The sequence below is a fragment of the Pectobacterium aroidearum genome (genome assembly GCF_041228105.1).
GTDB lineage: Bacteria > Pseudomonadota > Gammaproteobacteria > Enterobacterales > Enterobacteriaceae > Pectobacterium > Pectobacterium aroidearum.
The window spans coordinates 3,326,946-3,348,943 of record NZ_CP166097.1 but is presented as its reverse complement, the minus strand read 5'-3'; the positions used below and the strand labels follow the sequence as shown (position 1 = coordinate 3,348,943).

Annotated in this window: 20 protein-coding genes, 2 tRNA genes and 1 pseudogene; 11 read left to right on the top strand and 12 right to left on the bottom strand. The window is 47.1% G+C overall.

The genetic code is table 11. The features are described 5' to 3' along the window. Nucleotides 1-148 precede the first annotated feature (148 nt). From AB8809_RS15300 to AB8809_RS15285, 4 genes are all read left to right on the top strand, one after another. Nucleotides 149-1,585, top strand: a complete 1,437-nt coding sequence (locus tag AB8809_RS15300; RefSeq protein WP_349854821.1) for a glycoside hydrolase family 1 protein — start codon at nt 149-151, stop codon at nt 1,583-1,585. A gap of 423 nt (nt 1,586-2,008) precedes the next feature. Further along, nucleotides 2,009-4,057, top strand: a complete 2,049-nt coding sequence (locus tag AB8809_RS15295; RefSeq protein ID WP_349854820.1) for a tetratricopeptide repeat protein — start codon at nt 2,009-2,011, stop codon at nt 4,055-4,057. 403 nt (nt 4,058-4,460) lie between these two features. Next, the gene (locus AB8809_RS15290) at nt 4,461-4,943 is read left to right on the top strand and encodes a cold-shock protein (RefSeq protein WP_015839734.1); all 483 of its coding nucleotides are present in this window, start codon (nt 4,461-4,463) and stop codon (nt 4,941-4,943) included. Nucleotides 4,944-5,121: 178 nt separating this feature from the next. Beyond that, nucleotides 5,122-5,661, top strand: a complete 540-nt coding sequence (locus AB8809_RS15285) for a DUF2058 domain-containing protein (RefSeq protein ID WP_349854818.1) — start codon at nt 5,122-5,124, stop codon at nt 5,659-5,661. A 115-nt stretch (nt 5,662-5,776) separates the two neighbouring features. On the opposite strand, the gene AB8809_RS15280 is transcribed toward AB8809_RS15285, so the two are convergent. Further along, nucleotides 5,777-6,808, bottom strand: a complete 1,032-nt coding sequence (locus tag AB8809_RS15280; RefSeq protein WP_181847576.1) for a methionine synthase — start codon at nt 6,806-6,808, stop codon at nt 5,777-5,779. Between the two features lie 30 nt (nt 6,809-6,838). Further along, a complete protein-coding gene (locus AB8809_RS15275; RefSeq protein ID WP_349854817.1) occupies nt 6,839-7,816 on the bottom strand; it encodes a DUF1852 domain-containing protein in 978 nt (325 codons plus the stop codon). Nucleotides 7,817-8,273: 457 nt separating this feature from the next. On the opposite strand from AB8809_RS15275, the gene AB8809_RS15270 reads away from it, so the two are divergent. Then, a complete protein-coding gene (locus tag AB8809_RS15270) occupies nt 8,274-8,519 on the top strand; it encodes a YmjA family protein (protein ID WP_180777137.1) in 246 nt (81 codons plus the stop codon). 171 nt (nt 8,520-8,690) lie between these two features. Here the strand turns inward: AB8809_RS15270 and AB8809_RS15265 are convergent, their stop codons facing one another. Then, nucleotides 8,691-9,026, bottom strand: coding sequence for a gamma-glutamylcyclotransferase family protein (locus AB8809_RS15265; RefSeq protein ID WP_181847578.1), 336 nt, complete (start codon nt 9,024-9,026; stop codon nt 8,691-8,693). Nucleotides 9,027-9,341: 315 nt separating this feature from the next. On the opposite strand from AB8809_RS15265, the gene tyrS reads away from it, so the two are divergent. Continuing rightward, nucleotides 9,342-10,544, top strand: coding sequence for a tyrosine--tRNA ligase (gene tyrS, locus AB8809_RS15260; protein WP_336712749.1), 1,203 nt, complete (start codon nt 9,342-9,344; stop codon nt 10,542-10,544). A 123-nt stretch (nt 10,545-10,667) separates the two neighbouring features. Continuing rightward, nucleotides 10,668-11,558, top strand: a complete 891-nt coding sequence (locus AB8809_RS15255) for an oxidoreductase (RefSeq protein WP_349854813.1) — start codon at nt 10,668-10,670, stop codon at nt 11,556-11,558. A 152-nt stretch (nt 11,559-11,710) separates the two neighbouring features. On the opposite strand, the gene AB8809_RS15250 is transcribed toward AB8809_RS15255, so the two are convergent. Continuing rightward, nucleotides 11,711-12,586 (bottom strand): LysR family transcriptional regulator, encoded by an 876-nt coding sequence (locus tag AB8809_RS15250; RefSeq protein ID WP_015839742.1) that lies wholly within the window; start codon nt 12,584-12,586, stop codon nt 11,711-11,713. A gap of 109 nt (nt 12,587-12,695) precedes the next feature. On the opposite strand from AB8809_RS15250, the gene eamB reads away from it, so the two are divergent. Continuing rightward, complete coding sequence (gene eamB, locus AB8809_RS15245) at nt 12,696-13,283, top strand: cysteine/O-acetylserine transporter (RefSeq protein ID WP_349854811.1); 588 nt, start codon at nt 12,696-12,698, stop codon at nt 13,281-13,283. Nucleotides 13,284-13,799: 516 nt separating this feature from the next. Here the strand turns inward: eamB and AB8809_RS15240 are convergent. From AB8809_RS15240 to AB8809_RS15230, 3 genes are all read right to left on the bottom strand, one after another. Then, a complete protein-coding gene (locus AB8809_RS15240; protein ID WP_015839745.1) occupies nt 13,800-14,795 on the bottom strand; it encodes an MDR family oxidoreductase in 996 nt (331 codons plus the stop codon). A 40-nt stretch (nt 14,796-14,835) separates the two neighbouring features. Beyond that, nucleotides 14,836-15,906: a low specificity L-threonine aldolase gene (locus AB8809_RS15235; RefSeq protein ID WP_349854809.1), complete on the bottom strand. Its 1,071-nt coding sequence runs from the start codon at nt 15,904-15,906 to the stop codon at nt 14,836-14,838. 76 nt (nt 15,907-15,982) lie between these two features. Beyond that, nucleotides 15,983-16,324, bottom strand: coding sequence for a metalloregulator ArsR/SmtB family transcription factor (locus AB8809_RS15230; protein WP_349855477.1), 342 nt, complete (start codon nt 16,322-16,324; stop codon nt 15,983-15,985). 345 nt (nt 16,325-16,669) lie between these two features. Between AB8809_RS15230 and AB8809_RS15225 the strand changes: the two genes are divergently transcribed. After that, nucleotides 16,670-17,785 carry an alkene reductase gene (locus AB8809_RS15225; protein ID WP_015839748.1) on the top strand — a complete coding sequence of 372 codons (1,116 nt, stop codon included), beginning with the start codon at nt 16,670-16,672 and terminating at the stop codon, nt 17,783-17,785. A gap of 185 nt (nt 17,786-17,970) precedes the next feature. Here AB8809_RS15225 and AB8809_RS15220 read toward each other — a convergent pair. The 3 genes and pseudogenes from AB8809_RS15220 to mtfA all read right to left on the bottom strand — a co-directional run. Continuing rightward, a pseudogene (locus tag AB8809_RS15220) lies at nt 17,971-18,268 on the bottom strand (Arm DNA-binding domain-containing protein); the annotation flags it as partial. Between the two features lie 174 nt (nt 18,269-18,442). Then, nucleotides 18,443-18,518: transfer RNA gene (locus tag AB8809_RS15215), tRNA-Asn, on the bottom strand. Between the two features lie 110 nt (nt 18,519-18,628). Next, nucleotides 18,629-19,426 carry a DgsA anti-repressor MtfA gene (mtfA, locus tag AB8809_RS15210; RefSeq protein ID WP_205947909.1) on the bottom strand — a complete coding sequence of 266 codons (798 nt, stop codon included), beginning with the start codon at nt 19,424-19,426 and terminating at the stop codon, nt 18,629-18,631. 93 nt (nt 19,427-19,519) lie between these two features. Here mtfA and AB8809_RS15205 point away from each other — a divergent pair. Further along, nucleotides 19,520-19,609: transfer RNA gene (locus AB8809_RS15205), tRNA-Ser, on the top strand. A gap of 58 nt (nt 19,610-19,667) precedes the next feature. Here the strand turns inward: AB8809_RS15205 and AB8809_RS15200 are convergent. Then, nucleotides 19,668-20,054 carry a lysozyme inhibitor LprI family protein gene (locus AB8809_RS15200; RefSeq protein WP_015839750.1) on the bottom strand — a complete coding sequence of 129 codons (387 nt, stop codon included), beginning with the start codon at nt 20,052-20,054 and terminating at the stop codon, nt 19,668-19,670. 175 nt (nt 20,055-20,229) lie between these two features. Between AB8809_RS15200 and AB8809_RS15195 the strand changes: the two genes are divergently transcribed. After that, entirely contained in the window at nt 20,230-20,397 is a 168-nt protein-coding gene (locus AB8809_RS15195) for a YqaE/Pmp3 family membrane protein (protein WP_180777106.1), read from the top strand. A gap of 84 nt (nt 20,398-20,481) precedes the next feature. On the opposite strand, the gene AB8809_RS15190 is transcribed toward AB8809_RS15195, so the two are convergent. After that, entirely contained in the window at nt 20,482-21,903 is a 1,422-nt protein-coding gene (locus AB8809_RS15190) for a DASS family sodium-coupled anion symporter (protein ID WP_349854806.1), read from the bottom strand. Nucleotides 21,904-21,998 lie beyond the last annotated feature (95 nt).

The following is a 21,998-nucleotide window of genomic DNA, read 5'->3' as shown; positions in this document are numbered from 1 at the left end:
CCGGATATGCAACCGGTTTCTTATTTCTGTTCATGCCCTCCTTTTTCCTCTAGAATTTCGGCCATTCGAGGCGCGCGCAAGCAAAGCAACGTCAGGCGCGCCACGGCGATCATCGATAAATAGTCAGCATTGATAAAGGATAAGTGCCATGAGCGAAAGATTTCCGCACGGCTTTATGTGGGGCGGCGCCACCGCAGCGAATCAGGTCGAAGGGGCCTACAATATCGACGGCAAAGGGTTGTCGATTGTGGATGCTATTCCCGGCGGTAAAGCGCGTTTAAGCATCGTGGCTTCCGACGCGTTTGATTTCACGCTGGATGAACAGCGCTACACCTATCCTAATCATAAAGGCATCGATCACTATCATCGCTTCCGCGAGGATATCGCGCTGTTCGCCGAGATGGGTTTCAAATGCTATCGCTTCTCCATTGCCTGGACGCGCATTTACCCGAACGGCATTGAGCAACAGCCCAACGAAGCGGGGCTAAGCCACTATGAACAGGTGATTGATACCTGCATCGCTCATGGTATCGAGCCCGTGATTACGATCTCTCACTATGAAATGCCGTTGCATCTTGCCACCGCCTTTGGCGGCTGGAAAAACCGTGAGCTAATCAGTCATTTTGAGCGCTTTGCCCGCACGGTGCTGGAGCGCTTTGGCCACAAAGTGAAATACTGGATGACCTTTAACGAGATCAACAGTGCTGCCCATTTCCCGATTATGAGTCAGGGACTAACGGTGCAAACCGGCGCACTGGAGCCACAGGCTAAATTTCAGGCGTGGCATAACCAGTTTGTTGCCAGCAGCCTGGCGGTGAAGATTGCGCATGAGACGAATCCGCAGATCCAGATTGGCTGTATGATTCTGTTTGCCACGAATTACGCCTATGACTGTAACCCCGTCAATCAACTGGCGACGCTGAAAGAGACTCAGGCCTTTAATTTCTACTGTGCGGACGTGCAGGCGGGCGGGAAATATCCTTACTACGCGAAAAGCCTGTGGCAGTCGCTGGGCGTCACGCTGGATATTCAGCCGGGCGATCTGGAACTTATTAAACAGCACACCGTCGATTACATCGGCTTTAGCTACTACATGTCTTCTACCATCTATAAAACTGACCCGGATGCAGCGGCGGCGCACGGCAACCTGCTGGGCGGAGCGCGTAATCCGTTCCTGGAAGCCAGCGAGTGGGGTTGGGAAATTGACCCGGTGGGGCTGCGCATTGCGCTCAATCAACTGTATGACCGCTACGAGAAACCGCTGTTTATCGTCGAAAACGGCTTGGGTGCGGTGGATAAGCTGAATGAAGAGCGCTACATCGCCGATGACTACCGCATCAACTACCTGCGTCAGCACATCGAAGCGATGGCCGATGCGATTGCCGACGGTGTTGAGCTGATGGGATATACCCCGTGGGGCTGCATCGATCTGGTCAGCATGTCTACCGGTGAGATGAGCAAACGCTACGGCTTTATCTATGTCGATCTGGATGACACGATCGCCGGCAGCGGCAACCGCTATAAGAAGAAATCGTTCCACTGGTATAAGAAAGTGATTGCCACTAACGGCAGCGATATCAGTTAAATGAAGGCTTCCCGATGCTGAGGAAATCGGCATCGGGAATGTTTTTGTGTGGTTTAGTGAGTAAAAATGACTCATTTTTGTGATGATGTGATAAATAATAACTGATTGAATTATTATTAATATTTATTTAATAAATATGGTGTTGGTTTAGGGGGGAGTGACGGATTAATTAGCTGACTAACATAAATAGCTATATCAGGATAATTGTATGAAACTATAGATATATAGTCGTGGTACGGCATTGGGCGAAATTAGGTAATTGATTTTTGAATTGCAAACCCCTAAATCCGGCTAATACATTTAGAGTTTGTTAATTCAATAAAAGTGGGGCAGGTTTGTCTTTAAGCGCTAGCGGTGCCATAGCCGAATAAGTCTTATATCTAAAAAATAACTAAATCTAGCATAGGTATTGATGGTAAAAATATGAAAAGACAAGTGTCTGTTTTTATTGCTTCTCCTGGAGATCTTTCTAATGAAAGAAACCATTTTAGAGATGTAATTAATCAATTAAATGTCGGTTTCGGTGATGGTGCCAATGTTGAGTTCAAGGCGTTGGGCTGGGAAGATACTTTGGCATCTACAGGTCGAAGAAATCAATCTGTCATTAATGAAGAAGTTGACAAATGCGATGTTTTTATCTTGGTAATGAACAGACGTTGGGGGCAATCGGCTCCTGATGCCGGACCCTATTCTTCTTATACCGAAGAGGAATTTCATCGTGCTCTTGAACGGTGGAAAAAAGAAGGAAAGCCTGAAATATTTGTCTTTTTTAAGCGTGTAGATGCTCAATCAGAGGCGGATCCTGGTCCCCAACTCAAAAAAGTAATGGATTTTAGAAAGCAATTAGAGGAAACAAGGCAAGTATTTTATCGCTATTTTGAAGATGAAAAATCATTTGTCAGTGAAGTGGATAAACATCTTCGCGCCTTTGCAAAGGATGAGTTGCCAAGCTCCGATAAACAACGCGATATGATAGTTCTTCCGTTGCTTGCATTGGAAGAAGTTGAGAAAGCAAAGAGCCTTGTGGCAGCTAAAATCGAAGAAGCAAAGCAAGCTCATGATGCTGAGAAAGAAGCTCTTCTAAAGGTTGATGCTATGCAACTTCAAATCGCTGAGGATGCTGCTAATTTATCTCGCGATGGAAGAATTGAATTCGCACGCCAAAAGTTTGCGGTGCTTGTTGTTGAAACTATGAATCTTCGTGTTTTGTCCCTTGGTTATGAATTTTATCAACGTACTGGCGATTTAGACTCGGCATTTTTAGTTTTGAAAAAGTGGCTAGAGATATGTGGAACAAATGAAAAATCGCAGGAGGTAGCAATTGCTTATAGCAATCTTGGGAATCTGTATCAGACCAGAGGCGAACTTGAACGTGCTGAAGAGATGTACCAGAAATCCTTGGCTATCGATGAAGCACTAGGTAGCAAAGAGGGCATGGCAATCCGATATGGTAATCTCGGGAACCTGTATCAGACCAGAGGCGAATCTGAGCGCGCTGAAGCGATGTATCAGAAATCCTTGGCTATCGATGAGGCGTTAGGTCGTAAAGAGGGGATGGCAAGTTGGTATGGTAACCTTGGAGTTCTGTATCACACCAGAGGTGAACTTGAACGCGCGGAAGTAATGTACCAGAAATCCTTGACTATCAATGAGGCACTAGGCCGAGAAGAGGGCATGGCAAATAACTATGGTGGTCTTGGGGCTCTGTATCAAATCAGAGGTGAACTTGAGCGCGCTGAAGCGATGTACCAGCAATCCTTGACTATTAATGAGGCGCTAGGTCGCAAAGTGGGCATGGCAAGTGACTATGGTAATCTCGGAATTCTGTATAGCACCAGAGGTGAATTTGAGCGCGCTGAAGCAATGCTCCAGCAATCCTTGGTTATCAATGAGGCGTTAGGCCGTAAAGAGGGCATGGCAAATCAGTATGGTAATCTCGGAGTCTTGTATAAGGACAGAGGCGAACTTGAGCGTGCTGAAGCAATGTACCAGAAATCCTTGGCTATTAATGAGACGATAGGCCGTAAAGATGGGATGGCAAGCCAGTATAGTAATCTTGGATCTCTGTATAAAAGCAGAGGCGAAGTTGAACGCGCAGAAGAGATGTACCAGAAGTCCTTGGCTATCAATGAGGTGCTAGGCCGCAAAGTGGGTATGGCAAGTGACTATGGTAATCTTGGAGTCCTGTATCAGACCAAAGGTGAACCTGAACGTGCTGAAGCAATGTACCTGAAATCCTTGGCGGCACATGAGGCGTTAGGCCATAAAGAGGGCATGGCAAGCCAGTATAGCAATCTCGGAATCCTGTATCAGATCAGAGGTGAACCTGAGCGTGCTGAAGAGATGTACCAGAAATCATTAGCGATCTATGAGGCGCTAGGCCACAAAGAGGGCATGGCAAGTAACTATGGTAATCTCGGAAATCTGTATCTGACCAGAGGCGAATTTGAACGCGCTGAAGAGCTATACTAAAAAGCTTTGTTGATTTTCGTGGATCTCAAATCACCTTTAGCAAATCAAGTATCAAGATTATTAAATGATATACGCGGTAGACGCTCAGAGTAGTGCATAAAAAATCCCGTTATAAGGAAACTGAAACGGGATTTTCTAAATTCTCCTCATTATGCAATGAGGGGGCTTTTCCCGTAAATGGATAGTATTCAAGCTAAACTCACATCCCTTTCTGTCAACATCGTCCGAACGCCGCCATTTAGCCTGAGTGCTATCGGTAATCTTGAGGGGCGGTCAGCCGTTACTCCTTTGCAGACCAGAAATTTATCGTCCAGACTTAACCCAAAGACGTAGTCTGCGCAGGCATTGTGCTTTACACTGCGCGCTGCAAAAACTGAGCAGATAAACGATTAAGTAGGCGACAATGGCGATGAACGGAACGATCACAACCTGGTTTAAAGATAAAGGTTTTGGATTTATCAAAGATGAAAACGGTGAGAACCGGTATTTTCATGTGATTAAGGTCGCCAACCCTGATCTGATTAAGAAAGATGCGGCGGTCACTTTCGAGCCCACCACAAATAACAAGGGACTGTCGGCCTATGCGGTGAAGGTTTTACCGGAAAGCAAATACATCTATATCGCGGGTGAGCGCCTTAAGCTCACGTCGATCAAGTCTTATCTGGTTTACAGCGAAGAAGTGCCCGTCGATAGCGGTATTGATAAAGAAAATGCGGTGCTGTCTGTGGGGATACTGATGAATAGTATCAGGCCGAAATCAACCGCTAAGCCGGGTGAAATGCGCTCGATAAAAAAACTGGCGATCACGACCTTCCAGGGAACGACGTTAATCTTCTCGGAAGATGAGATAGACATCGATGCTACGGTGAAATTGCTCAAGTTCTGACATCACTCAGACTAACCCTGTGCCGGAATTCTGCATCATTGATCAGCAGAATTTCGGCATCGCTTCTGACAAATCCCTCCAGACTCAAGCCATACCGCGATCGCGTCCTGCAATCTGGCACTGCTTCAAAAATTACAGGTATAATCCTGTAAATTATTCAACGGATTTAGAAACGACAATGACAAAACTCACCTTACAAGAGCAGATGCTAAAAGCTGGATTAGTGACCAGCAAAAAAATGGCCAAAGTCCAAAGAACGGCGAAAAAATCACGCGTTCAGGCTCGTGAGGCAAGAGAGGCTGTAGAAGAAAATAAAAAAGCTCAGCTTGAGCGTGATAAACAGCTAAGCGAACAACAAAAACAGGCTGTGTTATCTAAAGAGTATAAAGCTCAGGTGAAGCAGCTCATTGAAATGAGCAGAATCAACATTGCAAAAGGTAATATTGGTTTTAATTTCACCGATAATAACGTCATTAAAAAAATAGAAGTGGATAAGCTAACTCAAGCCCAGCTGATTAACGGTCGTCTCGCGATTGCTCGACTGGTGGTTGATGGCAGCGGTGAGAGTGAATACGCGATTATCCCCGCAGTTGTTGCGGATAAAATTGCGCAGCGGGACGCGAGTAGTATTGTATTAAATAGTGCGCTGAGTCAGGAAGAGCAAGACGAAGACGATCCGTATGCTGATTTTAAAGTGCCTGATGATTTGATGTGGTAATTCACGTTTTACTAATGCCTATATAGATGAAAAGCCCCGAAGGGCTTTTCATTAAGGCTTAGGTATCACTCAATCTGGACCGATCTCGCTTTAAGCGATCGACGCTTTGGCGATGCTATTTAGCCAACAGTTCTCTTCGGACAATTTCTGCGCCTGCGCTTAACGCGTGTAGCTTGCCCCTTGCGACTCGACGAGATAACGGAGCCATACCGCAGTTGGTTGACGGATAGAGCTTGTCAGCATCCACAAACTGAAGCGCTTTTCGTAACGTATCGGCGACTTCCTCTGGCGTCTCAATGGTATTGGTCGCCACGTCAATGGCGCCTACCATCACTTTTTTACCGCGAATGAGTTCAATCAGATCCATTGGAACGCGAGAGTTCTGACATTCCAGTGAAATGATATCGATAGCCGATTTTTGCAGCTTAGGAAAAATTTCTTCATATTGACGCCACTCGGATCCCAGCGTCTTTTTCCAATCGGTATTGGCTTTGATGCCATAGCCATAGCAAATATGCACCGCAGTTTCACATTTCAGCCCTTCAACGGCTCTTTCTAAAGCGGCAATTCCCCAATCGTTCACCTCATCAAAAAACACATTAAAGGCAGGCTCATCAAATTGGATAATGTCGACGCCAGCCGCTTCCAACTCTTTAGCTTCTTGATTAAGAATGGTGGCGAATTCCCAGGCGAGTTTTTCGCGACTTTTATAGTGGCTATCATAGAGTGTGTCGATCATCGTCATGGGACCAGGCAAAGCCCATTTAATGGGTTGCGTGGTTTGCTGACGTAAGAACTTGGCATCTTCAACAAAAACGGGCTTCTGGCGCACCACAGCACCGATGACTGTCGGCACACTCGCGTCATAGCGATTACGGATTTTAACGATCTCACGTTTCTCGAAATCAACACCGCTGAGGTGCTCAATAAACGTCGTGACAAAATGTTGGCGTGTTTGCTCGCCGTCGCTGACAATGTCAATCCCTGCCTGTAGTTGATCTGCCAGGCTCAAGCGTAGCGCATCTTGTTTGCCCTCGATCAATTCCTCACCTTGTAGTTTCCAGGGGGACCAAAGGGTTTCAGGCTGCGCCAGCCAAGAGGGTTTAGGTAAACTGCCAGCCGTTGAAGTAGGTAATAATATTTTCATAATAATAGGTGACCTTGTGTGTTTGGTTAATCAAAGAACGTAATTAGCAGACCATTGCTCAAGAATCGCTTGGTATGGTTTGATGAAGTTTTCCTCAGTAAACTTTCCCTGCTCGATAGCCAATAGGCTACGTTCTTCTCGATCGTAAACAATTTGAGTGAATGAATGATCCTGATGGTTCAGGCTTGGTTGATAGCATTGACCTGCCGGAGAATTGGCATTGTAAATCTCAGGTCGGTAAATCTTTTGAAAAGTCTCCATCGTGGAGATGGTACTGATCAGCTCAAGATTCGTGTAATCACTCAGTAAGTCACCAGAAAAATAGAAGGCCAAAGGCGCAACACTATTTGGCGGCATAAAATAGCGAGCCTGTAGCCCCATTTTATGAAAATATTGGTCGGTCAATGAATATTCATCTTGCTGGTATTCGACACCCAGTATTGGGTGCTGATTTCCAGTCCGATGATAGGTGTTTTTACTGGAAACACTTAAACATATAACAGGCGCTTTACTAAAGTTCTCTTTGTAACTCTCCGAGTTCACGAAGCATTTAAAGATATTTCCATGCAAATCGCCAAAGTTATCTGGGGTGCTAAATCCGGGGTGGTTTTTATTATGATCTGACAGCAATACGCTAAAATCGTAATCTCGCACGTAGGAAGAGAAATTATTCCCTACGATGCCTTCAATGCGCGCGTTCGTTTTTTTATCAACAATATTCGTTTTCAATATTTCAATGACGGGGAAGGTGTTGCCATTGCCTTCAATATCAACTTCAACGGAAATGATATCAAGTTCGACAGAGTAACGATCGCTTTTGGCGTTATCCCAATGCGCCAGAGAATTGAAGCGATTGTCAATCATCTTTAAAGCGTTGCGCAAGTTCTCCTGGCGGTTCTTTCCTCGCGCCAAATTCGCAAAGTTGGTGGTGATACGCGTATTTTCGGAGGGGTTATAGTTCTCATCGAAACACGTGTTCTTAATCGTAAATGTAAAATTCTTATTCATCGCGATCTGACATCCTAATTTTTGATACAAAACCTGATTTTATGTCTTTCTTTTCAAAGGTTTTCAGGTCTTATAATTCCGCAGATTTCATATTGTCTATAGGTAACACAGCATAATTTATGCCAGAGTCGCTGAGTGAGTAAAAGTGATTTAATTTCAATAGACATGAGCCATCTTCATGATTTGGTGTACGGTGCGTATCGGTACGGTTGTTTCAGTCCTTGTTCAACAGTTTTTATAGTTTAAATTCATATGGTTATATGAGTTTGATTGAATCACCTTATGGTAAGGCTAAAGCAGAAACGCTCGCTTTGTTTTTCGCTCTTAAGAGATTGAACCATCCTCGCTGACGCCTTTGCCCTACGTGGATGACAGAAAAACGACACAAGAATGGTATGATCCACGCCAGATGATGCACGCATCAACGAACATAGACCTTAACCCTCGGGGACGACTGATGAATAATGAAATACCACTTAAATTTTATGACATTACGGATGAGTATGCGACGGAGTCTGAAAAGCCTGTGAGCGAGTCGGAACGCGACGCTCTGGCGCGCTACTTCCAACTGTTGCTCACCCGCTTAATGAATAATGAAGAAATCAGCGAAGATGCGCAGAAAGAGATGGCCAGTGAGGCCGGTATCGACGAGCTTCGTATTGATGAGATAGCGACGTTTCTGAATCAATGGGGTAATGAGTAGCCTCTGTTGGGTGTTTGCAAAAAATGTAAGGTCAAGAGTGTTATGTTCGCGTCCCGCTCTTAACCTACAGTCAGAAACAGCTAAAAACAAAAATCCCGCTACGCTTCCTGAAGCGGGATTTCAATATTGCGCTTCCTTACCGGGGCAGGGCAGTGAACGTATTCTCTATCGCTACTGACCTTGTTGTGGCTGTAGCTGATAAACCCACGCAGTAACCTGTTGGCCTTCCGCTGTGGTAACCACAACTTCAACGCGATCGTATCCCTCTTCAAATTCATCCAGCATGGTCCAGTGCGCTTCAAGGTTGTTGGACAAAAACAGATAACCGCCGACGTGCGCGCCTTGCTCATCCAATATAAGCCCTGGGAAGCCCGTGGCAGCGCCCCAGCCACTCTCATAAAACGTACCTGTTACGTAACCCGGCACCCATTCTCCGCCGATGTTTTCCAAAATATAGGCATTAGCGTGACCCGGACGCAGCGTACCGTAGACAAACAAGCGTTCCATTTTTCCTCGTCAATAAAAACAGGGGATACCCAAAGGGGGAAGAATAATACTCAAGTTAGGGGTTAATAAAACGGGTCGCAACAGGTTCTTCACTGATGATGGCGTGCTGAGTGAGTCGTACCTTCCGCATAGCGATCTCCTCTGCATGCCGAAAATTGAGTAATCCCCTTACTTTTTTCATGTCTTTATCAATATAACGGTCTTAGTCGCGGGGGTAAGATTAGAGATTGCCGATCGATATAGGCAACCATTCCGGTTTGGCAAAGACACACTCAAATAGTCGTTAAATGTTTGTCAACTTAACTGAGAATATCAATGAAAACTAATAATAATATTGACGTCTTGGCTTCAAACATTGCCATCATGGAACCCTCTAATGGGCTTGAAAAGAAGCTTGAGTTAGCTGCAAAAGAGAACCGCAAGCTTGTCATTAAGCTTGGGTTCGACCCCACGGCACCCGATCTTCATCTCGGGCATGCTGTTGTATTACGTAAATTAAAGCAATTTCAGGATGCCGGTCACGATATCGTCATTATCATCGGCGACTTTACTGCCGCTATTGGCGATCCGACAGGCCGCAACAAGCTGCGTCCTCCATTAAGTGAAAAACAAATCACTCTTAATAGTCAGACCTATCTCGATCAACTCGGCCGAATTATTGATACGTCGCGTATACAGGTACGTCGCAACTCGGAATGGTTTAGAAAAATGCCTTTTTCTGAAATTATTGGGCTTGTGTCCCGCGTCACGTTAGCACAAATGATGCAGCGTGATGATTTCAAAAATCGGTATGCCGCATCTTCGCCTATACATCTGCATGAGCTTTTGTATCCGATCCTCCAAGGCTATGACTCCGTGATGATCAACGCGGACATTGAGCTTGGTGGTACGGATCAACTCTTTAATAACATGGTAGGACGAATGCTACAGGAGTCTTTCGGAAGTGAAGGGCAGGCGGTCATGACTATGCCTCTGCTGGAGGGATTGGATGGCAAAGATAAGATGAGTAAATCGAAAGGGAACTATATTGCATTAACGGACAGCCCAGAGGATATTTATGGGAAAATCATGTCGTTACCCGATCATCTTATTATCAGTTACCTGACCCTGGCCAGCAATGCGTCAGAAGAAGATATCATCGAGGCCAGAGAACAGATGGAACGGGGAAAGAATCCCATTCTTCTTAAAAAGGATCTGGCTCATCAGATCGTGGGTATCTACCATGATGTCGAAGCAGCAGACGCTGCTGGCAAACATTTTGAGCGGGTATTTCAGCAACACAACCCCACCGAAGAGGACCATCTTCCGCTTATCGTTGACGGGGATGTGCGGCTGACACTGATTGATTTCTGTAGTCAGGCTCTTGCTGAAATGAGCCGCTCTGAGTTGCGGAGGCTGATTCGCTCGGGCGCAGTAAGGATCAATACGCATAAAGAGATTGATGAACTGGCAATGATTAGCCCAGAACCGGGCATGCTGCTCTGGCTGGGTAAACATCATCGTTTCATCGTCAAATAGCTCTGGCATCTATCTTGATTATTGGTTTTTCGGCGAAGCGTTGACGTTAAGAAAAATACTGGCGTGCGTGGTGACTGTTGCCGGCGCACTGATGATGGGTTAAGCGAATCAGGAGAGCTACCGATGTCTGACTATCCGACTATTGCGCTGATTGGGCCCGGTGCGATTGGTACGACCATCGCTGCGGCACTGCATGAAGTGGGCCGCACGCCGCTACTTTGCGGGCGAACCGCACATTCAAAGTTACTTTTGCGTCACGATGGGGGCGAAATTGTTGTACCCGGTCCGGTGTTAAGCGATCCGACGGCGATCGACCATCCTTTCAGTCTGGTTTTTGTCGCGGTGAAAACTACCCAAAACGTCGACAGCGCCGGGTGGCTGAGTGCGTTATGCGATGAAAATACGGTGGTCTGCGCTCTGCAAAACGGCGTCGAACAGAAAGCCCAGCTTGAACCCTGGGTCAATGGAGCAACGGTGTTGCCTTCAGTGGTCTGGTTTCCGGCTCAGCGCGAGCCGGATGCTTCAGTCTGGCTGCGCGACAAACCGCGTCTGACGCTGCCGGATGTCCCACAGGCAAAATGGGTGACTGATGCACTGAGCGGTACGCGCTGCGCGGTTGAGTTGTCTGCGGATTTTTTATCCGTCGCATGGCGCAAACTGCTGCAAAATGCGGTCGCAGGCCTGATGGTGCTAGCGAATCGCCGCGCCGGAATGTTTTCTCGTGAGGATATCAACGCGCTGGCTCTGGCGTATCTGCGCGAGTGCCTTGCTGTTGCCCGTGCCGAGGGGGCTGTGCTGGACGATGGGGTTGCGCAGGAAATCGTGGATAATTTTCAGCGTGCACCTGCCGATTTAGGCACGTCTATTCTCGCTGACCGTCAGGCCAATCGCCCGATGGAATGGGATATCCGCAACGGCGTGATACAGCGCTACGGCCACGCTCACGGCATTCCCGTTCCTATCAGTGATGTGTTGGTTCCCCTGCTGGCGGCCGGCAGTGAAGGGCCGGGTTAACGCGCACCTGAATGCTTTTCGCGTGAACGTATTGAATTAAGTGCTAAAAACAAAAATCCCGCTTAAGTTTCCTTAAGCGGGATTTTTACGGCATGACCTGTACGCAGCGTAGACAAACAATCCACTGGCTTGGAGTTCAGATGTGTGATGCCTCACGCTAAGCATTCTTGCATACACTCAAGGAATACTTTCATTGCAGGGCTCACTGTCCTGTCAATATGGTAGGCACAAAGGGCATTAATTGTTATTGGAGAATCTGAAAAAGGTAATTCTTTTAACACTCCAGATTGCAGTTCATGCTCAACCGCGAATCTGGGTAGAAATGTTATTCCAAGATTGCTGGCTGCACATTTTTTTATACTTTCTATGCTCCAGAGTTCAACCGTATTTTCAAGAGTTATACGTCTCTCTCTTAAATTACTCTCAAATATCTGACGAAATATACACTCGGGTTCATTTATGATGAAACTGGTAGGAATATGTTGACCGGAGCGAGTGAAGTCATAGGTATCAAATAAAGGAGATGCGACTAATACAAGGGGTTGATCGCCGAAATTCTCCATATGTAATGCATCGTCATTACCCACACGATAAAAAATGCCTAAGTCAGCCTCATCTGATAAAAGGGCATCACGAATTGCATAGCAATTCATTGATTGCAAGAATAAGCGTACCTTGGGTGCTTTTACTCTAAACCGTTGAAGCACTTCCGGCATTTTATATGCTAACAGCGTTTCTCCTACCGCTACCCGAAGATCACCAGAAAGATCAGTTTCATGTTGCGCCATTTGGCGAATATTTTCTAATACCCGAGTGAGTTCATATACCTGAGGAAGGAGTTTCTTTCCCGCAGGCGTCAAAATCATCCGACGACCGAGCTTCTCAAAAAGCTGCACTGATAGCTCATGCTCTAACTGCTGGATATGAAAAGTAATCGTGGATTGTGTACAGCAGAGCTTCTGGGCTGCTTTGGAGAAAGCACCTTCTTCTACCACGGTTTTGAATGTAACGAAGCGGCGTAAATCCATCGGTTGGGTACCTATAACCATCGAAATTATGAAAGTCAGGCTTTCAAAATTTTCATTTTTTTGTGGTTTTTTGATGCGCTAATATGTTTCAAAAAACAGGAGAAGACAAGTGACATCAACGATTATCGCAGGGTTTTTGACTTATACGCTTATTACTGCATTGACACCAGGACCTAACAATATCCTCGCGTTAAGCTCGGTTAATCAATATGGCTTCCGGCGTAGCCTTAGGGTGCTTGCAGGTATGTGTGCAGGTTTTCTTATTATTATGCTGCTGTGTGCGGTATTCACTTTCACACTTATCAGCATACTGCCGTCTTTGACTGGCTGGCTTACTTGGGCAGGTGCCGCCTATATACTTTGGTTAGCGTGGCGTATTGCTAACAGTAATCCTACATCCTCATCTGGTGAAGAAAAACCGCTTAGTTTTTGGGTTAGCTTTTGGCTCCAGTTCGCTAATGTCAAAATAATTCTTTATGGCATTACGGCTCTTTCTACGTTTGTTCTTCCGCATACGCATGATATGCATAAGGTAATGGCTGTCAGCCTTCTTTTAGCCTTTATTGGTTGTTTCGGTAATTTCGTGTGGGCTTTGGCTGGTCATTTATTCCAGTCTATTTTCCAGCGCCATGGACGCGTAGTTAATCTTATTTTATCTGCGTTATTAGTCTATTGTGCGATAAGAATGTTTATCTGATATCAAGAAAAAATAGAGCCAATTTGATGGCCCAGCATGGTGAAACCAAACCGTGTGACCATATAGCGGGTTCTGAACTCAATTAACCTTCCGGTCAACGAACGATAGCGAGCAGGTAGTTTATGTGATGTTGCTCCTAACAATACCGAAAAACTACCAGCTCCAGGGCATCATAAAGAGGCCAGCAGATTGTCTGGCCTCATGGTTATCATGAGAATGATTGCTGCAATAAAATAGATAGCCAAATATTTTTCTGCATTACAAAGGTCTCTAAAACTCAGCGGAATAATCATAACCTGACCCCTTTTTTAAAACCGCGATCAGGCTGAATGCTTGCGTAACAAATAGTAGGCAATTATCCCTGTATAACGCAGTCCCAAGTGATTATCGCTGCCCAAAAACCAATTAACAGCAACATACCTGAACTGCGGTCACGGGTAAAATACCAGGCATTAGCGGCCAAAATAGCGGAAAGAAAAAGAAAGAATAGGGTATGAAGTGCTGTCATTAGACACCTTATTCTCCAGATGCAGTCAATGGCACGACGACCCGGCCACGGACACGACCAGCAAGAAGTGTAGGCGCAACCTCGAGAGCTTCTTCCAGGGAGATATCGCAGATGAGAGATTCCAGTTTGTCCATATCCAGATCTCTTTCAAGACGCTGCCAGGCTTCTATCCTCTCTTCCTTAGGAACCATCACACTGTCCACGCCAATGAGTTTCACGCCGCGAAGAATGAAAGGGGCAACAGAGGCCGGGAATGCCATGCCAGCAGCAAGACCACATGCAGCAACTACTCCCCGATATTGCATTGACGCACATACATTGGCGAGGGTATGCCCTCCTGCAACATCAATTGCGGCCTGCCATTGCTCTTTGGCGAGTGGCCGACCCGGTTCGCTCAGGGTTTTACGATCGATAATTTTCTTCGCACCCAGTGAGTGAAGGAAATCTGCTTCCTCTAACCGCCCTGTGGCAGCTGCAACTTCATATCCCAGACTGGTGAGGATCGCAACAGCGATACTGCCCACACCTCCTGACGCGCCGGTGACCAGCACCTCGCCCTTACCGGGTTTAACACCCTGCTGCTCAAGTGCCATGACACACAGCATTGCTGTATAACCAGCGGTCCCTATCCCCATAGCCTGACGTGCAGAAAATTTGTTAGGTAGCGGGATGAGCCAGTCCCCCTTTACGCGAGCTATTTCCGCCAGCCCACCCCAGTGTTTTTCTCCAACGCCCCAGCCATTAAGGATAACTTTGTCGCCAGTCTTGAAAGACGGATCTGATGAGCTATCGACAATACCGACGAAATCGATTCCTGGCACCATTGGAAACTGTCGAACAACGGGTGATTCTCCGGTGATGGCTAACGCGTCTTTATAGTTGAGTGTTGAGCAGGCTACCCGGACGGTAACGTTACCTTCAGGCAGTTGGGACTCAGAAAGAGATCTTATGCCAACAGACAAAACGCCATCCGCATTTTTTTCGATCAAAATACCCTTAAACATACATATTTCCCTCGATAATACCGCCCCGGTAGAGGCAAAACTAAGCTGACAAAGCTGTTGCGTAGGCTATTAGCTGATCAACTTCATCAGCCGTGGTGGCAAAGGATGTTACAAACCGAACCACGCCTGGTTCCCAGCGGCCGTCGTAAAAGACAAAACCGGCTTCCAGTAAAGCTTTGCTGAGCGCAACAGGAAGCGTACAGAAAACGATATTGGCTTCATTCGTTCCCATGATTTGTACGCCTTTAACATGCTGGAGTCCGTCGACAAGACGTTTTGCCATCGCGTTGGCATGGCGGGCATTACGCAGCCACAGATCGTTAGTCAGATAGGCATCCATCTGTGCAGACAGGAAACGCATCTTTGAGAACAGGTGGCCCGCACGTTTTCGGCGATATGCCAGCTCAGTCTTTAATTTCGGATCAAACAGCACAACAGCTTCTGCGCACGGAACCCCATTTTTTGTTGCGCCAAATGAGAGAGCATCGACACCGGCACGCCAGGTCATATCCGCGAGAGAACAATTCATCGAGACAAATGCGTTTGCCAGTCGAGAACCATCCATATGAAGACGTACGTTCGCTGAGCGACAGACTTCTCCGATTTCCTCTATCTCGGTCTGGGTATAGATGCTACCCACTTCTGTCGCCTGGGTTATGCTGACTACGGAAGGCTGGACGGTATGCACATCTCCCACCTTATTTCTGACAGCAATGCTTAGTTTTATTGGATCAATTTTTGCGTCAGGGCCATCAACCGTGTGCATTTTTGCTCCGTCCGTGTAGAACTCTGGAGCACCACATTCGTCATTATTAATATGTGCAAGAGGATGACAGAGAACACTTCCCCACGGAGGGGTCATCGTCGCCAGGCACAGTGAATTAGCGGTGGTGCCAGTTGGAACCAGAAAAATGCTGACATCACGTTCGAAAAGCGCTGAAAATTTCTGTTCGACCCGATGGGTATACTCATCATTGCCGTAGGGGTTTGCATGGCCGGTATTACAGGCAATAAGCGCCTCGAGAACTTCAGATGAGGCACCTGCAATGTTGTCGCTGGTAAAAGCAATAGGCTGTTTTAACGGTGCGAGATTGACACTGTACTTGTTCACTGACTGACTCTCTTCTGCAAATAGATAACGGGTTGTGGTTCTAGAAAGGCCGGAAATGAATCAATACGCTTCATTTTCAGGGAGATAAATCCGTCTGTAACACCGTCGACAACTCTGTCGTCAACAATGACATCACTTCAGCCAGTCGTTCGTCGTTGCGCTTGTAGTAGGTCCATCGGCCGACTTTAGTCGCAATCACAAAATCCATATCCTGGAGGGCCTTGAGGCACAGTGACGTCGCTGGCTGAGATAACCCCGCCTTATCCTGTATGAAACTTGCGCAAACACCATAAACGCTGAAGTCATACAACTGCAGTGGAATGTAGTCGCGAAAATGCAAATCCGGCTCTTTGAGCCAGGAAAGAATTGCTCGTCGGGTCGGGTTCGACAGGCTTTTAAAAACTTCATCTAATTCCATAACATTACCTTCACTGAGGACATTGCTGATGATGCAATCGACAGGTTTCATTATGCCCTGCCTGTATGGGTGGAAACACCCGGGTATCTGCGTTTGTGTAACCGTAAAATCCCGGTAGCCACTCAATACATCATGCTTACAGTATCGCTGTTATGACGATAAGGCAGATGAGTACATGAAGAATAATACCTGTCTCATTTTAATATTTAAACATTTAAATGTATGAATGTGTGATCTGAACCACATGACACAGATGTGGCAGGGAAAGGGATATCTCGCAATTGATTTACACATTTAAATCTTTTAATGTGTTGTCCCGTGTTCAACAGATTCAGGAAAACGCATATGAAAACGCTCTTTAAACCAGCAAAACTCGGTGATCTTGATCTCCGTAATCGTATCGTATTGCCGCCGCTCACACGGTGCAGAAGTTCTCAGCCCGGCAATGTGCCCAATGACATGATGGCGACGTATTATCGCCAGCGTGCGACTGCGGGCTTTATGGTTACTGAAGGCTCCCAGATTGAGCCGCGTGGGCAGGGCTACGCCTGGACTCCAGGAATACACAGCGAAGAACAGGTGGAAGGTTGGCGTAAGGTCACAAATGCAGTTCATGAAGAAGGTGGCATAATTTTTTGTCAGCTCTGGCATGTTGGTCGCGTATCGCATACCAGTTTACAACCAGGAAATCAGGCTCCTGTGGCACCTTCGGCTATTCCTGCAACCAACGTCAGAGTGTTTATCGAAACTGGTCCGGGTGAAGGTGAGCTAACCTCGCCCAGCGTACCGCGAGAACTGTCTACAGTAGAAGTTAAAGAGCTGGTAGAGCTGTATCGTGAAGCAGCGAAGAATGCGATGCGTGCTGGGTTTGATGGTGTTGAGCTACATTCAGCTAACGGTTATCTGTTAAATCAGTTTATTTCGGAACATACCAACCATCGTACTGATGAATATGGCGGCTCTTTAACGAATCGTCTGCGCTTCCTGAAAGAAGTGACAGAAGCTGTCGTTTCAGTATTTGGTGCAAAACGTGTGGGTGTGCGCTTCGCGCCTTTATTCGAAACCACTCAAGAAGATCGCACCTATCTCGGCATTGTTGAATCTGATCCGCATGACACTTACATTCAGGCGGCAGAAATGCTTAATGAAATAGGTATTGCCTACTTGTCGATTGCTGAAGCTGACTGGGAAAATTGCCCGGAAATGCCAGTTTCATTCCGTCAGGGATTACGTGATGTCTTCTCAGGAATAATCATGTACGCAGGTAAATATACCTCAGAAAAGGCGAGAAAAATTCTTGGTGAAGGATATGGTGATATTTTTGGGTTCGGACGTACGTTCATTGCCAATCCAGATTTGCCTGAACGCATTCTTAATGGATGTGCATTAAATCAGGTTGATGACTCCACTTTGTATGGCGGTGATGAGCGTGGATATACAGACTATCCTGAGTATGCGTAATTACAGAATAGAATGAAGAAGAGAGGATTATTTGGCAGATAATCCGACTACCATTGCATCATCACTTTTCTGGCATTGAGATATTCTGCTTTATAGATGTAAGTCGCTCTAACACTATTGCATTCTTGATGGCTCATTTGACGCTTAACGACATCCTATGACCATGTCCGGTTGTGCTTATGTCAATCTAGCGCCACGTCCTTGAATGATTTTTCTGGTGATCGGGGCGCTTTTTCTACCGCTCGATGGTGTGGGGTGATATTCCGCGCTAGCAATTTACGTATACCGTCACGCTGTTGACGGGGATCTGCCAGAGATACGTCAGGATAGGCACCTAAGCCGAGGCGAGATTCTTTTCTATTTTAAAATACCAGAGACGTGAACCGCCTGGATTAACTAAAAGGTACAGACCGTGAGAATCGGAAACTTTGAAGGGTTTTCGGATGGTTTTAAGTTGCGGATTTTTGAGTCGTTAAGAGACATTTTGGGGTCACTCCGTCATCGAACCAACTTGACCCCAAATCTGACCGCCAAATTCTCCCGATGATTAGTGAAAACGAAATGTACATCGGGAACGATTTTCAGGTGGAACGTATTGAATACAATGCGAAAAGCAAAAATCCCGCTTAAGTTTCCTTAAGCGGGATTTTCTAAATATGGCTCCTCTGACTGGACTCGAACCAGTGACATACGGATTAACAGTCCGCCGTTCTACCGACTGAACTACAGAGGAATCGCGTGAACGGGGCGCATGATATCCGCCACCCGCGGTACTGTCAACGGCAAAATCAGCTTTATCGTCTGACTGTTTAGGCTGTGTACAATTCGCTGTTTTTTTATGAGTTAGTAAATGGATGGGGCACGGTAGTTGACGCTGCTTTGCCAGCTTTTCAGGCGAGCGAGTGGATCTTGTCGATAGAATTTTTGGAAGCAGCGGTACAGGTCGGGGAAACGCTCGTCGAGCAGTTCGGGCGCGCTGAAAAAGTATTCTGACAATACCGCAAAGCACTCTGCCGGATCGTGGACGGCGTAGGGATCCATGCTGGCGGCCTCTTCGCCAACCAGATCGATCTCTTCCTGCAAAGCATCCATCGCACCGTGCAGATGCTGTTCCCAGACAGCAATATCGCGCAGGGGAATCAAGGGAACCCCCGTTGCTTCGCCGCTGCTGCGAATATCCAGCTTGTGCGCGACTTCATGAATGATGAGGTTGAAACCGGAGAGATCGAAGGAGTCCTGTACTTCCTGCCAGTTGAGAACAATCGGCCCCTGATCCCAGCTTTGCCCGGACTGTACCATTTTCCCCGTATGCACGAGCCCGATGTCGTCTTGCCACTCTTCCTCGACAATAAACGGGCCGGGGTAAACCAAAACTTCGTGGAAGCCATCCAGCGCATCCATTCCCAACGACAGCACCGGCAGGGAAAACAACAGGGCGATGCGCTGCTGCATGATTTCCGTTAACACCAGTTCCTGCAACGGAATCAGGCGCTTTTGCTTCAGAAACTGATCGGCAAGGGTGACCAGTTGCTGGCGTTCTTCATCGCTTAAGGGGGCGAGAAGCGGGATGGAAATCGCAGCTTGCCAGTGTTCAAGCGTCTGCACCTGAGGTTGAGAGTTTTTCCACGGCCATTTAATCATTGTTATTGCTCGTTAAGTCGTCACTTGAATTTAAAGGCGAGGGCGCGTGCTGTTAAAATGCCGTAAAAGCGGGCATCATGGCAACTGCTAAACGGAGAGATGCCGGAGCGGCTGAACGGACCAGTCTCGAAAACTGGAGTAGGGGCAACTCTACCGGGGGTTCAAATCCCCCTCTCTCCGCCAGCTATTCAAACACTTACCACGCGTTTAGTCTGTGACGCTTTCCACACTTGGCAGTGGGTCAAAGCGGGCAGCTCAAATCCCCTTCTTTACAACGTAGCATGCTTTTGAATTCTTCTACGCGCTCGGCGGTTTTCTGCGTCAGGCACTGGGAATACAACATGCCATGGATCGATCCCCCTGTTGTTGGGAAGGTCTGAAACTCACAGTCAGCATCGCGATAGGCAATCCATTTTCTTTGGGCTGATTTGAGTAATGGTTTGTGCTCTTCAATCACCAGACGCTTGGCAACATCCTGATAAAGTCGATTAAGCTCGTCATCCACTTTTTTATACTCATCAGCAGCACACTGGCTCATTTCTAGCTGTGTGCTGGCGTTGCCGCAGTCTGCTGCTTCGGCTTGCGTTAAGGGCAGTAGAGCAAAGAGGGCAATGGCGAATTTTTTCATTCTTTATCCTTTATAAACAGGCATTACGCATGAGAATTGATTATACCGCCATTGTACATATACCGCGCACCTTTCCGCCTTTGGCAAAGATTAATCCCAATTGTTTCGGTGAATACTGACAAATCCCGAACGCTGAACTATTTTCAAAAGTAATTATCACGTTACGGAGGTTGATATGGGATTTTGGCGCGTCGTTTTAACTATTCTTCTGCCACCGTTGGGCGTGTTATTGGGAAAAGGGGTTGGCGGGGCATTTATTCTGAATATTATTTTAACGCTGTTAGGCTATTTTCCTGGGCTGGTGCATGCGTTTTGGGTACAGACGAAAGATGATGGCATTTAATAGCTGAGAGTCTGACGATGATGATGAAATAACGGGGAGGTAGATGACCTCCCCGTTATTTTTACGTGTGGGTAACGCTGGTGATTAATAATAGCCAATCAATTTCCACCACATTAAGCCGACGATAAAAATCAGGGCGACGTTAAACGTGACGATGCAGAAATTGATTTTATAGAAACGGTGCCGTTCAAAATATCCCTGAGCAAAATAGATAGGGCCAGGGCCACCGCCGTATTCGGTATTTCCCCACATCAGGTTGCTAAAAATACCAAAACAGATGGCAACCATCATGGGCGGCGCGCCTGCGGCTATTGCGGTGGCGGCGAAGGGCGCATAGAGTGCGGCGACGTGGCCAGAGGCGGTAGCAAACAGATAGTGCACATAAATATACAGGATGCCGAGAATCACAAAGGTTTCCATCGCGCCGAAACCCTGTATGGAATTACCCAGCTTAATGGTCATCCACTTAATGAAACCCAAGTCAGATAGCCCTGCGGCGAGGCTGATAATGACGCTAAACCAGATGACCGTATCCCATGCGGCGCGATCGTTGAGTACTTCTTTCCACTGTACGGCTTGCGTAACGAACAGGTAGGCGACTAAGGCCAACCCGACGGAAGTGGCGGAGAAACCGGTGATCAGGCTGGTGCCCCAGCCAAGCAGCGCAAGAACAAAACCGAAGGCTACTTTTTTCTCTGCCGGTTTCATGCTTCCCAATTCCGCCAGCGACTGACGTCCCATCTCTTTGGCTTCTGGCGTTTTTTTCAGTTCCGGATTCAGTATTTTGTAAACCAGCAACGGCATCAGGCAGAAACAGCACATGGCGGGGACGACGGCGGCAATAAACCAGCCGCCCCAGGTAATGTCCACGCCTAATGAGGTTTTCGCCAGACTGCCAACGAGTGGGTTGGCGGCCATGCCGGTAAGAAAAATGGCACCGGTGATCGGGGTAAACTGAAAACAGACCATGATCAGAAAGTCCCCGATCTTTTTACCGCTGACGCCGGGTGTTGAGCCTAATACTTCATTAATTGAACGGGCGATAGGAAAGATAATGCCTCCCGACCGCGCGGTGACGGAGGGCATGGCGGGCGCCATGATGAGATCGGAAACGCCCAGTGAATAGGCGATTCCCAGACTGCTTCCGCCGAATAGCGACAGCATTTTATAGGCAATACGTTTTCCCAGCCCAGACGTCACAAACCCCAGAGAGAGGATGTAGGCACAGAAGATGAGCCAGACGGTGCCACTGGAAAAACCCGCTAGCGCTTTGGCTTCGGTTAAGGTGCCGGTGAAGATGGTCACGCAAAGAACGAGTAGCATGATTGCGCCCGACGGCAGCGGCTGCGTCAATATCGCGGCGATGGTGGCGGCAAAAATCGTGAACATATGCCAGGCCTGCGGCGTAAGGCCATCAGGAACCGGGGAAAACCAGATAATCAGGCCTAGCAGGAGAGGAATAATAACCGCGACTATTTTTTTCTTGGTGGATGATTCGGATGACATAGCGTCTCCTTAATCGTGCAAGTAATGGTTATCCGCCATCATTCCCGGCAACAGAAGGCCCGCCCAGACGCGCTATTATCTTGCGTCTGGGAATG

Excerpts from the sequence above, each read along its gene's own strand:
- AB8809_RS15195 (WP_180777106.1), top strand. The coding sequence starts at position 20,230 with ATGGGATTTTGGCGCGTCGTTTTAACTATTCTTCTGCCACCGTTGGGC.
- AB8809_RS15230 (WP_349855477.1), bottom strand. The coding sequence starts at position 16,324 with ATGGAATTAGATGAAGTTTTTAAAAGCCTGTCGAACCCGACCCGACGA.
- AB8809_RS15295 (WP_349854820.1), top strand. The coding sequence starts at position 2,009 with ATGAAAAGACAAGTGTCTGTTTTTATTGCTTCTCCTGGAGATCTTTCT.
- AB8809_RS15285 (WP_349854818.1), top strand. The coding sequence starts at position 5,122 with ATGACAAAACTCACCTTACAAGAGCAGATGCTAAAAGCTGGATTAGTG.
- AB8809_RS15290 (WP_015839734.1), top strand. The coding sequence starts at position 4,461 with ATGGCGATGAACGGAACGATCACAACCTGGTTTAAAGATAAAGGTTTT.
- tyrS (WP_336712749.1), top strand. The coding sequence starts at position 9,342 with ATGAAAACTAATAATAATATTGACGTCTTGGCTTCAAACATTGCCATC.
- mtfA (WP_205947909.1), bottom strand. The coding sequence starts at position 19,426 with ATGATTAAATGGCCGTGGAAAAACTCTCAACCTCAGGTGCAGACGCTT.
- AB8809_RS15225 (WP_015839748.1), top strand. The coding sequence starts at position 16,670 with ATGAAAACGCTCTTTAAACCAGCAAAACTCGGTGATCTTGATCTCCGT.
- AB8809_RS15200 (WP_015839750.1), bottom strand. The coding sequence starts at position 20,054 with ATGAAAAAATTCGCCATTGCCCTCTTTGCTCTACTGCCCTTAACGCAA.
- AB8809_RS15280 (WP_181847576.1), bottom strand. The coding sequence starts at position 6,808 with ATGAAAATATTATTACCTACTTCAACGGCTGGCAGTTTACCTAAACCC.
- AB8809_RS15270 (WP_180777137.1), top strand. The coding sequence starts at position 8,274 with ATGAATAATGAAATACCACTTAAATTTTATGACATTACGGATGAGTAT.
- AB8809_RS15250 (WP_015839742.1), bottom strand. The coding sequence starts at position 12,586 with ATGGATTTACGCCGCTTCGTTACATTCAAAACCGTGGTAGAAGAAGGT.
- AB8809_RS15300 (WP_349854821.1), top strand. The coding sequence starts at position 149 with ATGAGCGAAAGATTTCCGCACGGCTTTATGTGGGGCGGCGCCACCGCA.
- AB8809_RS15265 (WP_181847578.1), bottom strand. The coding sequence starts at position 9,026 with ATGGAACGCTTGTTTGTCTACGGTACGCTGCGTCCGGGTCACGCTAAT.
- AB8809_RS15275 (WP_349854817.1), bottom strand. The coding sequence starts at position 7,816 with ATGAATAAGAATTTTACATTTACGATTAAGAACACGTGTTTCGATGAG.
- AB8809_RS15240 (WP_015839745.1), bottom strand. The coding sequence starts at position 14,795 with ATGTTTAAGGGTATTTTGATCGAAAAAAATGCGGATGGCGTTTTGTCT.
- AB8809_RS15255 (WP_349854813.1), top strand. The coding sequence starts at position 10,668 with ATGTCTGACTATCCGACTATTGCGCTGATTGGGCCCGGTGCGATTGGT.
- AB8809_RS15190 (WP_349854806.1), bottom strand. The coding sequence starts at position 21,903 with ATGTCATCCGAATCATCCACCAAGAAAAAAATAGTCGCGGTTATTATT.